12 protein-coding genes are annotated in these 15286 nt (G+C 53.5%); 6 read left to right on the forward strand and 6 right to left on the reverse strand.

Annotated features, from left to right (window positions below):
- The first annotated feature begins 40 nt into the window (after positions 1 to 40).
- The 4 genes from ACTJIK_RS04150 (at position 41) to ACTJIK_RS04165 (ending at position 5473) form a co-directional block, all read left to right on the forward strand.
- On the forward strand, positions 41 to 2365 hold the full coding sequence (locus ACTJIK_RS04150) for an ATP-dependent helicase (protein ID WP_440645080.1): 2325 nt from the start codon (positions 41 to 43) through the stop codon (positions 2363 to 2365).
- A 63-nt stretch (positions 2366 to 2428) separates the two neighbouring features.
- A complete protein-coding gene (locus ACTJIK_RS04155) occupies positions 2429 to 2890 on the forward strand; it encodes a regulatory protein RecX (protein WP_440645081.1) in 462 nt (153 codons plus the stop codon).
- Positions 2891 to 2963: 73 nt separating this feature from the next.
- The gene (locus ACTJIK_RS04160; protein WP_440645083.1) at positions 2964 to 3755 is read left to right on the forward strand and encodes an amidohydrolase; all 792 of its coding nucleotides are present in this window, start codon (positions 2964 to 2966) and stop codon (positions 3753 to 3755) included.
- A gap of 32 nt (positions 3756 to 3787) precedes the next feature.
- Positions 3788 to 5473 (forward strand): ArnT family glycosyltransferase, encoded by a 1686-nt coding sequence (locus ACTJIK_RS04165; protein WP_440645085.1) that lies wholly within the window; start codon positions 3788 to 3790, stop codon positions 5471 to 5473.
- A gap of 20 nt (positions 5474 to 5493) precedes the next feature.
- Here the strand turns inward: ACTJIK_RS04165 and ACTJIK_RS04170 are convergent, their stop codons facing one another.
- The 4 genes from ACTJIK_RS04170 to ACTJIK_RS04185 all read right to left on the reverse strand — a co-directional run bounded on the left by ACTJIK_RS04170 (position 5494) and on the right by ACTJIK_RS04185 (position 11142).
- Positions 5494 to 6645: a PepSY-associated TM helix domain-containing protein gene (locus tag ACTJIK_RS04170; RefSeq protein ID WP_440645086.1), complete on the reverse strand. Its 1152-nt coding sequence runs from the start codon at positions 6643 to 6645 to the stop codon at positions 5494 to 5496.
- Positions 6646 to 6710: 65 nt separating this feature from the next.
- Positions 6711 to 9059, reverse strand: a complete 2349-nt coding sequence (locus tag ACTJIK_RS04175) for a TonB-dependent siderophore receptor (protein ID WP_440645087.1) — start codon at positions 9057 to 9059, stop codon at positions 6711 to 6713.
- A gap of 232 nt (positions 9060 to 9291) precedes the next feature.
- A complete protein-coding gene (thiL, locus tag ACTJIK_RS04180; RefSeq protein ID WP_440645088.1) occupies positions 9292 to 10320 on the reverse strand; it encodes a thiamine-phosphate kinase in 1029 nt (342 codons plus the stop codon).
- 6 nt (positions 10321 to 10326) lie between these two features.
- A complete protein-coding gene (locus tag ACTJIK_RS04185; protein WP_440645089.1) occupies positions 10327 to 11142 on the reverse strand; it encodes an inositol monophosphatase family protein in 816 nt (271 codons plus the stop codon).
- Positions 11143 to 11183: 41 nt separating this feature from the next.
- Between ACTJIK_RS04185 and ACTJIK_RS04190 the strand changes: the two genes are divergently transcribed.
- Positions 11184 to 12725, forward strand: a complete 1542-nt coding sequence (locus ACTJIK_RS04190; protein ID WP_440645091.1) for a GH3 family domain-containing protein — start codon at positions 11184 to 11186, stop codon at positions 12723 to 12725.
- A gap of 15 nt (positions 12726 to 12740) precedes the next feature.
- Positions 12741 to 13379 (forward strand): LysE family translocator, encoded by a 639-nt coding sequence (locus ACTJIK_RS04195; protein WP_440645093.1) that lies wholly within the window; start codon positions 12741 to 12743, stop codon positions 13377 to 13379.
- 138 nt (positions 13380 to 13517) lie between these two features.
- Here the strand turns inward: ACTJIK_RS04195 and ACTJIK_RS04200 are convergent, their stop codons facing one another.
- Both ACTJIK_RS04200 and ACTJIK_RS04205 read right to left on the reverse strand, forming a co-directional pair.
- Positions 13518 to 14555 (reverse strand): 2-oxoacid:ferredoxin oxidoreductase subunit beta, encoded by a 1038-nt coding sequence (locus ACTJIK_RS04200; RefSeq protein ID WP_440645095.1) that lies wholly within the window; start codon positions 14553 to 14555, stop codon positions 13518 to 13520.
- Positions 14556 to 14581: 26 nt separating this feature from the next.
- Entirely contained in the window at positions 14582 to 14926 is a 345-nt protein-coding gene (locus ACTJIK_RS04205; protein ID WP_440645097.1) for a carboxymuconolactone decarboxylase family protein, read from the reverse strand.
- Positions 14927 to 15286: the final 360 nt, after the last annotated feature.

The raw sequence follows: 15286 nt of genomic DNA on the forward strand, positions 1-15286 counted from the left end.
CGCGCAAATCGTACTTTTACAGCCTGCAAAAAATCCATTAATGAAGGCAAACTATTTAGACGATCTGAATGAGCGGCAGCGGGAAGCTGTCATCTCCCTGCAAGGGCCATTAATGATCATTGCGGGCGCGGGTTCAGGGAAAACCAAGGTACTGACGACCAGGATAGCCCATCTCATGCGCAACGGGGTGGATGCTTTTAATATATTGGCACTTACTTTTACCAATAAGGCGGCGAAGGAAATGAAAGAGAGGGTGGAAAAGATCCTCGGCGGCAACGAAGCCCGCAATCTTTACATCGGCACTTTCCACTCCGTATTTGCCCGCCTGCTGCGCAGCGATGCGCCCAAGCTGGGCTATCCCAGCGATTTCACCATTTATGATTCCGACGATGCCAAGAGCGTGGTGAAAACCATCGTGAACGAGCTGAACCTGGACGATAAACATTACAAGCCCAACCTCGTATACAACCGCATCTCCGCTGCCAAAAACAGCCTGATGGGGCCGGAAGCCTATATGCAGGATTATTACATCCAGCAGGAAGACCAGCGCGCCAGCCGCCCGCTGACCGGCAAGATCTACGACATGTACGCCAAACGCTGCTTCAAGAACGGCGCTATGGACTTCGACGACCTGCTGTTCAAAATGTACGTGCTGCTGAAGAGTTTCCCGGACGTGCTGGCCAAATACCAGCACAAGTTCAAGTACATCATGATCGACGAGTACCAGGATACCAACCCGGCACAGTACGAGATCGTGAAGCTGCTGGGAGCCGTGCATGAGAACATCTGCGTGGTGGGCGACGATGCGCAGAGCATCTATTCCTTCCGCGGCGCCACCATCCAGAACATCCTGCAATTCGAAAAGGATTACGACGATGTGAAAGTGGTGAAGCTGGAGCAGAACTACCGTTCCACCAAAAGCATCCTGAACGTGGCCAACGAGGTGATCGCGAAGAACAAGGGGCAGATCGAAAAGAACCTCTGGACAGACAATGTTGAAGGTGAAAAGATCAAACTTGTGCGCACCAATACCGATAACGAGGAAGGCAAGCTGGTAGCGGATACCATCGCGGAGCAAAAGCTGCGCAACCACTACGGCAACCGCGACTTCTGCATCCTTTACCGCACCAACGCACAGAGCCGCGCATTCGAGGAAAGCCTTCGCAGGATGGCTATCCCGTACAGGATCTACGGCGGCCTTTCTTTCTACCAAAGGAAAGAGATCAAGGACTTCATCGCTTACCTGCGCGTGATCATGAACTCCCGCGACGAGGAAGCGATCAAACGTATCATCAACTATCCCGTTCGCGGCATCGGTAAAACCACCATCGAAAAGGTTTCCATCTATGCGAACGACCAGAACATCACCTTCTGGGAAGTGCTGGAAAGAGCGAAGGAGTTCGGTTTCAAGGCAGGCACGCTGGAAGCGATAGACGGCTTTGTGACCATGATCCAGAGCTTCCGCATTATGCAGGACAAACACAACGCGTACGAAATAGCGGTGCAGGTAGGTAAAAGCACCAATATCGTGAAGGAACTGTTCAACGACAAGACCACGGAAGGCCTTGCCCGTTATGAAAACATCCAGGAATTGCTGAACTCCATCAAGGAATTCACCGAAACCCCCAACGAGGACGGTGAGCTGGAAGACAACAAATCCCTGGGCATATACCTGCAGCAGATCACCCTGCTCACCGATGCGGACAATACCAACGACGAGAACAGCGATGTGGTGAAACTGATGACCATCCACGCTGCGAAAGGGCTGGAGTTCCCGGTGGTGTTCACCGTAGGGATGGAAGAAAGTCTTTTCCCCAGCGGTATGTCCATCAACTCCCGCGAGGAGCTGGAAGAGGAAAGACGTTTGTTCTACGTGGCCGTTACCCGCGCCAAGTCACGCCTTTTCCTTACGTATGCCAACAGCCGTTACCGTTTTGGCCAGCTGCAGCAGAACGAGCCGAGCCGCTTCCTGGACGAAGTGCCCGAGCAGTTCCTGGACCGCAGCTATGCGGGCGGCGGCCTCCGCAACAGCGGCAACCTTGGCGGCGGCGCTTCATGGGGCAATATGTTCGAGAAAAAGAGAACGGCTGCTCCTTCGCAGGGGCCCTCTCCGGCAAGAACAGCCCCCAGGCCCGCGTCGAGTATTGCCAGCAATCACACGCCCTCGCCCGGTTTCACGGCGGACAACCCGGCGGAAATGGAGCCCGGTATGGACGTGGAGCACCAGAAGTTCGGGTTTGGTAAGATACTCAGCATGGAAGGCGCACCCAACAACCGCATTGCCACCGTGCTGTTCCCGAAAGGCGGCGGCGAAAAGAAGATCATGCTCAACTATGCCAAGCTGATGATCGTAAGGCAACAATAAAATAAACTATTCACGGGGGCTGACTGAAGTAACATTTGGTCAGCCCCTTTTATATTCACCACGATGAGCAGCAGCGATATACTGAAACTCCGCCACTACTGCGCCTACCAGGAGCGCTGCCATATGGAAGTGCGGGAGAAATGCCGGGAGCTGAAGCTGTATGGCGAAGAAGCCGAAGCCGCCATTGCACACCTGGTGGAAGAAGGTTTCGTGAACGAGGAGCGCTACGCCAGGGCCTTTGCCGGCGGCAAGTTCAGGATGCAGCAATGGGGAAGGAAAAAGATCAGCCAGGCCCTCAAACAAAAACAGATCTCCGATTACTGCATCCGCAAAGGGCTTGCGGAGATTGACCCCGATGCATACGAACAAACGCTGATGAACCTGGCGGAAAGGAAATATGCGTCCCTGCGCAGCGAACAATACCTGAAACGCCGCTACAAAACCCTGCAATACCTGCTGCAAAAAGGCTACGAACACGAGCTGGCACAGGATGCGATTGAACAAATCGCAAAAAAAGAGGATTAATCAGGGAAATATTTAAAACTTTCTAAGCCGCAGCGCCGTAAATTTGGAGTCGTTTTGTAGTAATCTGGAAAATATGTCTGATTTAACGGTTTCGCTCATACAGGCGAATTTGCATTGGGAAGATAAAGCGGCCAACCTGGCCATGTTCGATCAAAAGATCGATTCCATCAAGGAAAGGACGGAAGTGATCATATTGCCTGAAATGTTCAGCACCGGCTTCAGCATGCAAAGCGAACGCCTCGCCGAAACCATGGACGGAAGCGCCGTACAGTGGATGAAAGCGAAAGCGAAACAAAAGAACGTCATTATCACCGGCAGCCTCATCATCGAGGAGAACGGCGAATATTTCAACCGCCTTCTCTGGATGCTTCCCAACGGGCAATTCGGCACCTACGACAAACGCCACTGCTTCGGGTTTGCTGGAGAAGACAATCACTACTCCGCCGGCGACAAGCGGCTCATTGCCCAGGTAAAAGGCTGGAAAATAAACCTCACTATCTGCTACGACCTGCGCTTCCCCGTGTGGAACCGCAACACTATACAGGAAAACGGCGAACCGGCCTACGACGTGCTCGTCAACGTGGCCAACTGGCCCGAGCGCCGCAACACACCCTGGAAGGCCTTATTGCAGGCAAGAGCGGTCGAGAACCAGTGTTACATGATCGGAGTGAACCGCGTGGGCAACGACGGCAACGACATCTATCACAGCGGCGACAGCAGCCTGATAGACCCCGTTGGCGAGATCATTTACCAAAAGGCGCACGACGAGGATGTGTTCACCTACACGCTTTCCCGCCAGCACCTGGACGAACTGCGTGCACGCTTCCCCTTTATGAAGGATGCGGACCGGTTTATGATCCTGTAATTTAAACAGGAACTTACCTAACTTCGCGGACTATGATCCGCTTTTTTACCAAAGATCAATATAAGAACGGGGTACTGCTTCTCTGGGCCGTACTGGCGTTGTTCCAGGCCGGGTTCACCGAGCTGATGGACGATGAAGCGTACTATTGGGTATACTCCCGCCACCTGGACTGGGGGTATTTCGACCATCCGCCCATGATCGCGCTGCTGATCAAGGCAGGATACGCGCTGTTCCACAACGAGCTGGGCGTGCGCCTGGGCATGGTGGCCCTGAACGTAGGCACGCTGGTGCTTACAGACAGGCTGATACCGCAGAAGGACAACCGCGTGTTTTACCTCATTCTCGCCGGCATGGGCGCCATGCAGCTGGGCGGTATGCTTGCCGTGCCCGACCTGCCGCTGATCTTTTTTGCCGCGCTGTATTTTTATATCTACCGTGGCTTCCTGGAATCGCAGAGCTGGAAGAACACGTTGCTGCTGGGCCTCAGCATGGCGTTGATGTTCTACAGCAAATACCACGGCATTTTACTGGTGCTCTTCACCGTGCTCAGCAACCTTTCACTGCTGCGGCTTTACCGTTTCTGGATCGCGGTGTTCATCACCACGGCGCTGTTCTTCCCGCACTTCTACTGGCAGTACACGCATGGCTTCCCTTCATTGCAATACCATTTGGTGGAGCGCAATTCCAACCGTTACCATTACAGCCACACGCTGGATTATGTATTGGGGCAGGTGCTGCTGTTCGGCCCGCTGGTGGGCTGGCTGATACTGTATTACGCTTTCCGCACGCCGGTGGTGAGCGCATTCGAGCGGGCTTTGAAGTTCAGTCTCGTGGGCGTGCTGGTGTTCTTCCTGTTCAGCACCTTCAAAGGCCGTGTGGAAGCCAACTGGACCGTGATGATCTTCACGCCGATGTTCATACTTGCGCACCAGGGGATCGTGCGGCAGGGCTACTCCGCGAAAATATTTCAATACACCTGGATGGTCTCTTTGTTGCTGGTGTGCGTAACGCGTGTGTATATGGTGTGGGACTTTTTACCGGGCGTGCGCGTGCGGCCGGAGATCCATCACAACCGGGAATGGACTTCCGCCATCGCTGAAAAGGCAGACGGAAAGCCGGTTGTGTTCTTCAACAGCTACCAGCGGCCATCCAAATACATGTTCTATACCGGGGGTGAATCTTACAGCCTCAACACCATCCCCTCGCGGCGGAGCCAGTATAATTTCTGGCATACGGAAGAAGACCTCTGGGGAAAAGAAGTGCTGATGAGCGCGCCGGATGCGTATTATTTTGAAGGATTGGATAATGTTGACAGTCTTGGGAGCCCGCAGGGGGATTTCTTCAACCGCATGGAACCCGCGTATTATTCGTATTCCCTTATCCAGTTTGAGGCTGCGGAAAAAACGATTACAGCAAAAAGAAATGAACCGGTAACTATCCGTTTTGGCGTGAAGAACGGGTATGGTTCTCCTGTTAAATTTCCAGCTGCAATGCCGCCTGCTGTAGGATATGCCATCTGGAACAAGGACGATTACAAGCAGATCGTTTACCAGCTGAAGCTGGAAGATGTATTGACAAAAGACAGCGTGGATATAACGATCTATATGCCGGAGAAACAAGGTGAGTACAAGCTGAAGGCCGGCATCTCTGCCCCGCCCAATCCGCTGTCTTTCATGACCCACAACAGCCAGGTCATAAAACTGAATGTTGAATTCTGACAATAAAAAAAGAGGATGCATTATACCAATGCATCCTCTTTTTTGATGGCGCGTTTTGGCGCCGGTTTTTTCTTCTTTTTCTTTTTCCCCCACCAGATCAGCCAGCCGGTAATGGGCAACGACGCGGATACCAGGGCTGCGAAGAACATCAGGAGCCGCCCCGGGAACCCCGCGATGCTGCCCACATGGATGTCGTAGTTCATGCGCACGGCTTTTTCGGCCACGGTGGCGTCTTTGTATTTACCGAGATAAGGCGCGGCGATCTCCTTGCCGGTATGCTGATCGAAATACAGGTAATCCGCATTATAGAACTGGTTCTCGCTGGGATAGGCCCTGGCAATGATGGCGGCTGAATCGTTTGCGGGCAGGGAAAGGCTGTAACCCGCAGCCTGTGGGTAACGGACAATGAACGCTTCAAATACCCCGTTGATGCTGGCGCTGTCTTTCACAGGAGCATGTTTGTCCGACTTCACCGGCACGGCCGCAGGCCTTTTCTTTCCACCGCTGAACACCCAGAACTCTGCCTGCGCCATCCAGGTGAAACTCCAAACCAGTCCCGTAAACGCGGCGAACACCACGATCCAGCAGGCGTAAAAGCCCAGTACGTTATGCAGGTCGTAGTTCAGTCTTTTGGGCGAAGCATCCAGCTTGATGCGGAAGCTGCTTTTGCGGCGCGCCTTGTTGCGCGGCCACCACAGCACAATGCCGCTCACCAGCACGAAGAAGAAGATCAGCGTGCCGTAGCCGACGATGATCTCGCCGATCTCATGCGGCAGCCACAGGTACATGTGCCCGTTCAGGATGATATGAAAGAATTCATCGTTGCGGTTGAGCACTTTCTGCACTTTGGCCGTATAAGGGTTCACGTATACATTGTAATAGTGATACGGTTTCTTCCTGTAGAACTGCACCACAGCCGCTTTATCTCTTCCTTCATAGAGGATGCGGAACGCCTTTTCGCCGCCCATGCTGGCTTCCCCTGCCGCACGGATGGCGGTTACCGGCTGGAAGGGCCGGTCCTGCGGGGTTACATGGCGGTAGGGCTGTGTGTATTCAGACAGTTCCGGTTCCCAGGAGTAAATAGCGCCGGTAATGGAAATGATGAATACGATCAGCCCGGAAATATATCCCAGCCAAAGGTGCAGCCAACCGAAGATCTTTTTGATGCGCATGTGTTAAAATATAAGATGAAGGCACAGCGAACCGTGCCTTCATGGATGTATTAATGGCTGGAGCGTTATAATTTGATGACGAGGTTCACCGCGTAATTGCGCAGCGGCTGCGGCTCGCCCCACGGGCCCCAGTACATGGTATTCGAAATATTATCCAGCTTCACGCCGATGCGGTAACCGGGCCGGTCGTAGAACACGGTGCCGTTCACGAGCGCATAGGACGGGAAGAACAAAGTATTGGCGTCATCGAAAGCGGTTTCGCTGTTGTAGAACAAGCCGCCGCCGATGCCCAGGCCCTGTACTTTCCCTCTCACAAGGCGGTAGCTGATCCAGGCGTTGCCCATATGTTTGCCGCCGGAGCGCGCCGGGCGTTTGCCTACGTTGGCGCTGGCTTTGGTGATCTCGCTTTCATTGAACCCATAACCTGCGGTAATGTTGAGGCCGGGGAAAGGATTAGCGATCACTTCGGCTTCAAAGCCTTTGCTCTTCTGCGTTCCGTCCTGTATCATAAAAGCCGGGTCTTCGGGATCCGAGCGCAGCTTGTCCGTCACGCTGATGTCGTAAGCGCTGAGCGTAACGTTCAGCTTGCTCTGGAACAGCTCGGCTTTCACGCCGCCTTCCCACTGGTTGGCCTGTTCCGGTTTGAAAAGGTTGCCCTGCTTATCCGTTTGCGCGCTATACGTAAAACCGTTCTGGTAGTTGGCGAAAACAGACAGCTGGTCTTTGATCACCTGGTATACGGCGCCGAACTTGGGTGAGAAGGAGGATTTGCTGAAACGGCCGGTCACGTTGCCGCTCAGCAGGTAGGTGGTGCCCAGGTTGTCCACCCTGTCCCAGCGCAGGCTCAGCATAAGCAGCAGGCGCTCTGTAAAATTGATCACATCGGAAGCGTAGATGCCGTAGCGGTCCAGGTGGCTTTTATAGTAATTGTTGCCCTGCACGGTGGGCGCGGGGAACATGGAATAGATCTTTTCCATCATCAGGAAGCGGGTGGGCGCTGAAGCGCTCACGGTATCGAGGAGCAAGCGGGAAGTATAGGTAGGCTGCGTGATGTCTGCCAGGTAATCCACTCCCACCAGCACGCGGTGTTTGATAGAACCGGTATGGAACGTACCGTTCAGGTTCTGCTGCAGCTGGATGGTATTGTAGTTGTGGCTGTACTTCTGAAGCGTGCGCGTGAGGCTGTCCTTACCGGGCCGCCAGGTGCCGGTGAACTGGAACTGGTTGCGGGCGTTCACGCCGCCGGTGGAAAATACGGTGGTGGTGTTCCAGTTGCTGCTGATCTTGTAGTTCATCTGCGCGAACACATTATAGCCGGGGAAAGTGGATACCAGGTCGTTAGTATAATAAGTCCGTTTATAGTATTTGCCCATGGCTTCCTTGTAATCAGTAACGCCGGCTGCGGGGTTGAGGTAGGCAATGGAAGGCGTGCCATGGTTGCGGAACATCTCCAGATCCACCAGGAAGCTCAGGCGCTCGCTGGCTTTGTAGGAGAAGGCGGCAGACAGGAAATAATTTCTTTTGAAACCCGCTTCCTGGAAGCTTTCCATGGCATGCCGGCCAAAGTTCACGCGCAGCAGGGCTGTTTTTTCGTCGTTCAGCGGGGCATTCAGGTCTATGGCGATGCGGTTCAGGCTGTAGCTGCCGGCAGTCAGGCTGATGTCTGTTTTGAAAGTCTCAAAAGGTTTTTTGGTCACACGGTTCACCAACCCGCCGTAGGATATCGCGCCGGTGCCGAACAGTGTGCCGGATGGGCCTTTGATCACTTCGATCCTTTCCAGGTTGGAAACATCTACCGTTACCAGCTGGTTGGCCGTCATGCCATTGCGGATGAAGTTGCCCGTGCGGAAACCGCGGATAATAGTGGAGGTGCGGCCATTGCCCACGGTTTCGGTGGAGTTCACGCCGGCTACATTCTTGATCGCGTCTTTGTAATCCAGGATCACCTGCTCCTGCATCAGCTCGGCCCCTACAATGCTGTACACCTGCGGGTTTTCCAGGTTCTTCAGCGGCATGCGGGCTACGAAATCTGTTTCTTTTTTCGCGAATTTGTTACGGCCGCCCGCAACGATCACTTCCTGAAGGGTTTGTCTGGAAGCGGTCAGCTGGAAGTCGGCTTCCACGGTTTGCCCGGCTACCACGGTCACGGGGCGGCTGATCACTTCGTGGCCGGCCACAAATGCTTCCACTGTATATGTTCCGGGGGCGATGTTGCGGAGGGTATATATTCCGCTTTCGTTGCTGGTGGTTTGTTTGCGGGAATCTTTCAGGCGAACGCCCACACCGGGTACCAGTGTGCCGTCTTCTGCGGTTACGCGGCCTTTAATGATGCCGTGCGCAGCGTTCTGTGCGTTGGCAGTATTGTTCCACAGTACAAGGAACAGGCAGGCCATTGCAAATGCAATAACTCTCATGGTCAGTTTTTAAGGTTTAGGAGAATAGCGGGAAAGTAACAATGGAGAAGCATTGTATTGCTGATGCAAAGGTAGCTGGCCGGATCGGGGCAAGGGAATCAAATCCGGAATTTGATTTATCCAATCGGGAAAAATGAAAATAACGGGAACGGGGATACGATGCGGGGGCTTTGATATGCATAAAAAAAGACCGCCTCTTTCGGGAGACGGTCTCTTTTTCGAAAAGTATTTTTTATTTGAACGCGTTCCATCCCTGGGCGGTGATCTTGTGTTTGCTGCCGCCTTTGGTAATGATGTGCGCGCCCTGTTCGGCTTCGGTGATATAACCGATCACGGCAATTTCTTCGTTCAAAGTGATCTTGTCATAATCTTCCTGCTTCATGGTGAACAGCAGCTCGTAGTCTTCCCCGCCGCTGAGCGCGCAGGCCGTGGGGTCGAGCCCGAACTGCATGGCCATGCTGCGGCTCTGGTCGTGAATGGGAATTTTCTCTTCGTACAGCACGCAGCCTACGTTGCTTTGTTTGCAGATGTGCAGTATCTCGGAGCTGAGCCCGTCGCTCACGTCCATCATGGAAGTGGGGCGGATCTCTTTTTCGGCCAGGAAAGCGATGATGTCCTGCCGGGCCTCCGGTTTCAGCTGGCGGCCGATGATATAGGTCTGGTTCTCCAGGTCAGGCTGTATCTGCGGGTTTTCGAGGAAGATCTGTTTTTCTCTTTCCAGCAGCGTGAGGCCGAGGTAAGCGGCTCCAAGATCGCCGGAAACGCAGAGCAGATCGCCTTTTTGGGCGGTGGAGCGTTTCACGTACTGGTCCGGCGCTACTTCGCCGATGGCGGTTACGCTGATCACGAAACCTTTTTTGCTGGAGGAGGTATCGCCGCCGATAAGGTCCACTTTATACCGTTCGCAGGCTGCGTATACGCCTTCGTAGAATTCGTTGAGGGCTTCCAGGGAGAAGCGGTTGGAAAATGCCAGGCTCATGGTGATATGCGTGGGCACGGCGTTCATGGCGAGGATGTCTGACAGGTTCACCACCACCGATTTGTACCCGAGATGTTTAAGCGGGGTATACATCAGGTCGAAGTGAATGCCTTCCACGAGCATATCTGTGGTGATCACTGTTTGTTTGCCGAAATGATCGATCACGGCGGCGTCGTCTCCCACGCCCAGGATCGTCCCGGCGTTCTGGATCTCTATATTGCGGGTCAGGTAATCGATCAGGCCGAATTCCCCGAGGTTCTCTATTTCTGTTCTCTCTTCCATATATGGTTAAATACTGTTGATCTCCTTCAGCAGGTCATTATGAATATGGCCGTTGGTGGCCAGTATCTGTTTCTGGTAGGGTGAATAGGCGTTGCCGGAAAAATCGGTCACTTTTCCGCCCGCTTCCTGTACAATAAGGTACCCGGCGGCGGAATCCCAGGCGTTGAGGTGGCCTTCCCAGAACCCGTCGAACCGGCCGCAGGCCACCCAGCAGAGGTCAATGGCGGCGGAGCCGAGGCGGCGCACCGGCAGGCCCTGCTGGATAAAACGCTGGAGCACAGCCAGGGGATTCAGTTCCGGCTGGTCGTACTGGTAAGCAAAACCGGTTACCAGGCAGGCATTGGCCATATTGGTCTTGGAGGAAACGCTGATCCTCCTGTCGTTCAACGTAGCGCCGAAGCCTTTCTGGGCAAAGAACAGCTCATTCATCAACGGGTTGTACACGGCCCCGAGGATCATTTCACCGTCCTGCTCCACCCCGATGCTCACACAGCAGATGGGGATGCCGTGGGCGAAGTTCACCGTGCCGTCTATCGGGTCTATGATCCATTTGATGGAAGAACCGGAGGTGATGGAGCCGATCTCCTCGCTGAGGATCTGGTGGTCCGGGTAATCGGCCTGGATGATGGAGATAATGGCCGTTTCCGCTTTTTTATCCGCTTCCGTTACCAGGTCGTTCACCGTACTTTTATGGGAAATTGTGAAAGTACCGTTAAAATATTCCTGTAAAACTTTTGCACCGGCTTGCGTAGCTTTGAGTAACGTTGATTTTAACATGGCGCAAAGGTACGAAGTGAGCGCAACTTCCCCAGATTTACGCACGAATTAAGTATTTTTGCTTTTTATAACTAGAATCGCAGTTAATGGCCATAATAGGTAATCTGATATCCAGATCCCTTCGAATCCGGAAACAGTTCACGTTCAAGCTGGGAACACCGCGCCAGTACCAGTTACAGGTATTGAGGCGGCTGATGGAGAAAGCCAAACACACCCAGTTTGGCGAGCATTACGGGTATGAACAGATACTGAACTCCCCCAACTGGGTTGCCCAGTTCCGGCAGAAGGTGCCTGTGCATAACTACAATAAGATGCACAAGGAATGGTGGTACAAATGCCTGGAAGGCACTCCCAACGTGAGCTGGCCCGAAAAGATCAAGTATTTTGCCCTCAGCTCGGGCACCTCCGAATCCGCCAGCAAGCACATCCCCGTTACGAGGGACATGCTCCGTAACGTGAAAAAGGTGGGCGTGAAGCAGCTGTATTCCATGGCGAACTTCAATGTTCCCCCCAAATCCTTCACCAAAGGCATCCTGATGCTCGGCGGCACCACCTCCCTCTTCGAAAAAGGCGACTATTACGAAGGGGATATGAGCGGTATCCAGGCCAAGAACATTCCCAAATGGTTCCGCCGCTTCTACAAGCCCGGCGGCAACATTTCCAGGAAACCCAACTGGGAGCAGCGCATCAAGCTCATCGTGCGCAAGGCCCCGCAGTGGGACGTAGGCACCGTTTGCGGCGTGCCCGCCTGGGTGCAGATCGTGCTGGAAGAGATCATCAAATACCATAACGTTAAGAATATCCATGAAATATGGCCTAACCTGGCCATCTACATCCATGGCGGCGTAAGCTTCGAGCCTTACCGGGAAAGTTTCCAGAAGCTGCTGGGCAAGCCCATCACTTTCATCGAAACCTACATGGCCTCCGAAGGTTCCTTCGGGTTCCAGGCCAGGCCGGGTGTAAAAGGCATCAAGCTGGTGCTGAACGCGGGTATCTTCTACGAGTTCATTCCTTTCAACGAGGAGAACTTTGATGCGGACGGCGAAGTGAAGCCCAACCCGAAATCGTACATGATCCATGAAGTGGTGGAAGATGTGGAATACGCCGTGATGCTGAGTACCTGTGCCGGCGCCTGGCGTTACCTGATCGGCGACGTGGTGAAGTTCACCTCCGTGAAGGAACACGAGATCACCATCGTGGGCCGCACCAAACAGTTCCTGAGCCTGGCGGGCGAGCACATGAGCGTGGATAATATGAACAAGGCGATCGATAACGTGCAGAAGAAGCTGGGCATCAACGTCCGGGAGTTTACCGTGGCCGGTTTCTCGTACGAGAACCTGTTTGCCCACCGCTGGTACATCGGCACGGAAGCGCCCAATGTGGACGCAGCCCGCGTGCGCGAGATCATCGACCAGACGCTCAGCGAGGTGAACGACGACTACGCCGTGGAGCGCACCTCCGCACTGAAAGAAATTTTTGTTGAAATATTGCCGAACCAGGTTTTCCTGGATTACCTGCGTTGCAAAGGCAAAGAAGGAGCCATGAACAAGTTCCCCCGTGTGCTGAAAGGCGAGAAGCTGAAGGATTGGGAACAATTTCTCACCACCAAAGCAGGCGTAAAAGCCTAACCACGATTTGAATACATGACGGCCGCCATTATCGCAGGTTTATTGCTGGGAATGTTCTTGTCTGTTTCTGTAGGCCCGGTTATTTTTGCTATCATCAAATATAGCATCAGTAACGGTTTCAGGGCCGGCATCAGCTTTGCCATGGGTGTATCCGGCAGCGATATCATGTTTGTGCTTCTCGGCAACCTCGCCACTTCCTTTATCAGCAATCTCAGCGAGCATACCACTATCATCGGCATCGTAGGCGGCGTTCTGCTGATCGTGATGGGGGTATATGGCCTGCTCTTCAAACAGGTAAAGATCGTAACAGGGGATGAACGGCCTGAAATGTTCAGCACCCGCGACTATGCGAAGATCTGGCTGGGCGGCTTCCTGATGAATACCCTCAACCCCGGGGTGATCATTTTCTGGCTGGGCGTTTGCGTGGCCAACGCGCCCACGTCCATTTCCCACCGGGTGATCATGTACAGCATATGCCTGCTGTTCGTACTGTCGGCGGATATCCTGAAAGTTTTTGTGTCGGACAAGATCAGGCATAAGCTTACGCTCACGAACGTGATCTGGCTGAACAGGATAGCGGGCGTTTGTATGATCGTTTTCGGGCTTGCGCTGTTGTACCAGGTATGGTTCGGCGCTGGGGAGTTCGGGCATTAAAAAGCTTATAACCAGAACCGTATATTTAATTGCAGGAAAGAGAAGGCAAAGGCCTTCTCTTTTTGTTTCTGAAAAGCAGAGAGGCCATCCCGGTTCGGGGGATGGCCTCTCTGATATAATAAGATCGTAAGCCGGGGCTTACAGGATGGTCCAGGTTTCGTTGCCTGCCAGCAGCTTGTCCAGGTTGCCGGGGCCGCGTTTGGCGGTGGCTTCCTGCAGCTGGGCTGCCATGATATCGTCGTAGGTAGGTCTGAATATCTGGTAGAATACGCCGAAGGGCCTGGGCAGGTGGCCTTCGATGCGCGCATCGTCGAACATACGGGTGAGCAGCTGGGCTTTCCCGAAGTCCTGCTCGTCGTGGATCCAGAGGTCGGAAGCGCTGTACTCGCCGGTGGTCAGGTCTACCGCCACAGGTTTCAGGCCGTCCAGGCGGATGCCCTTGTTTTTCTGCGCGCCGAATAGCAGCGGCTGGCCCTGCTCTACGAAAATGGCTTCGTCTGCCTTGCTGGATTTTTCGGTGAACACCTCGAAAGCGCCGTCGTTGAAGATGTTGCAGTTCTGGTAGATCTCCAGGAAGGAAGCGCCTTTGTGGGCATGGCTGCGTTTCAGCATTTCCTGCAGATGCTTCGGGTCTCGGTCCATAGAACGGGCGATGAACGTAGCATCCGCTCCCAGTGCCAGTGCCATGGGGTTAAAAGGATGGTCGATGCTGCCGAAAGGCGTGCTTTTAGTGACCTTGTTCTCCTCGGAGGTCGGGGAGTACTGGCCTTTGGTAAGGCCGTAGATCTGGTTGTTGAACAGCATGATGTTCACATCGAAATTGCGGCGCAGCAGGTGGATGGTGTGATTGCCGCCGATGGACAGCCCGTCGCCGTCTCCCGTAACGATCCACACGCTCAGCTCGGGCCTGGTGGCTTTAAGGCCGGAGGCAATAGCCGTGGCGCGGCCGTGGATCGAGTGCATGCCGTAAGTGTTCATATAGTAAGGGAAGCGGGATGAACACCCGATACCGGATACGATCACTATATTCTCGCGCGGGATACCTAAGCCCGGCATGATGGTCTGAACCTGTTTTAATATGGAATAATCCCCGCAACCCGGGCACCAGCGTACTTCCTGGTCCGTTGCAAAGTCCTTGGCCGTTAAGGGCTGCGGAGGGATGATAGTAGTTGACATTTTGTATATATCGGTTTGGTGTAAAGTTACGAATTCAAAAGCTCTTCCCAATATTCCGCGGCTCTGCGGGTATGAGGTATAACGATGGTGCCGCCTACGATATTGGCTACGGCAAATATCTCGTACATCTCGGCGGTGGTAATGCCCTGCTCATGGCACTTGCCCAGGTGGTATTTGATGCAATCGTCGCAGCGCAATACCATGGAAGCCACAAGGCCGAGCATTTCCTTTGTTTTGGTGCTGAGGGCGCCCTCGGCGTAGGTGTTGGTATCCAGGTTGAACAGGCGGTTGAGCACCAGGTTCTGCTTGCCCAGGATCACCTCGTTCATCTTCGACCGGTACTCGTCGAATTCTTTCACTAACTGGCCCATAATCGTGTATTTATCAATGTGTAACGTTAAAGGTACAAAATATACGGCTGTTGCAGCGGGGCAAAGATAGTTATTAATCTACTAAGATGGTAGGATATTGTGCGCGAAAAGGCAGGGGGTATCTTGAAAGGAAAAATACTTAGTTCTAAGTATTGCAGGGCTGAAACAGATGTTCCATTTTTGTGTTATGTACGTAACCCGGGGCTTTAAAGGGCCCGATGCGACATTGGACATTAGACGACGAGAGCAACGCACGCACAGCATAACCGCCTGGGCTGCTTCTCCATTTTGATCATGATAAAAAGATATAAACCTTCTTTGGAACCGGATGGCCGCTTATTCAACGGCTGGTTGCCCGTT

The organism is Chitinophaga sp. 22620, from assembly GCF_052044405.1.
Taxonomy (GTDB): Bacteria; Bacteroidota; Bacteroidia; order Chitinophagales; family Chitinophagaceae; genus Chitinophaga.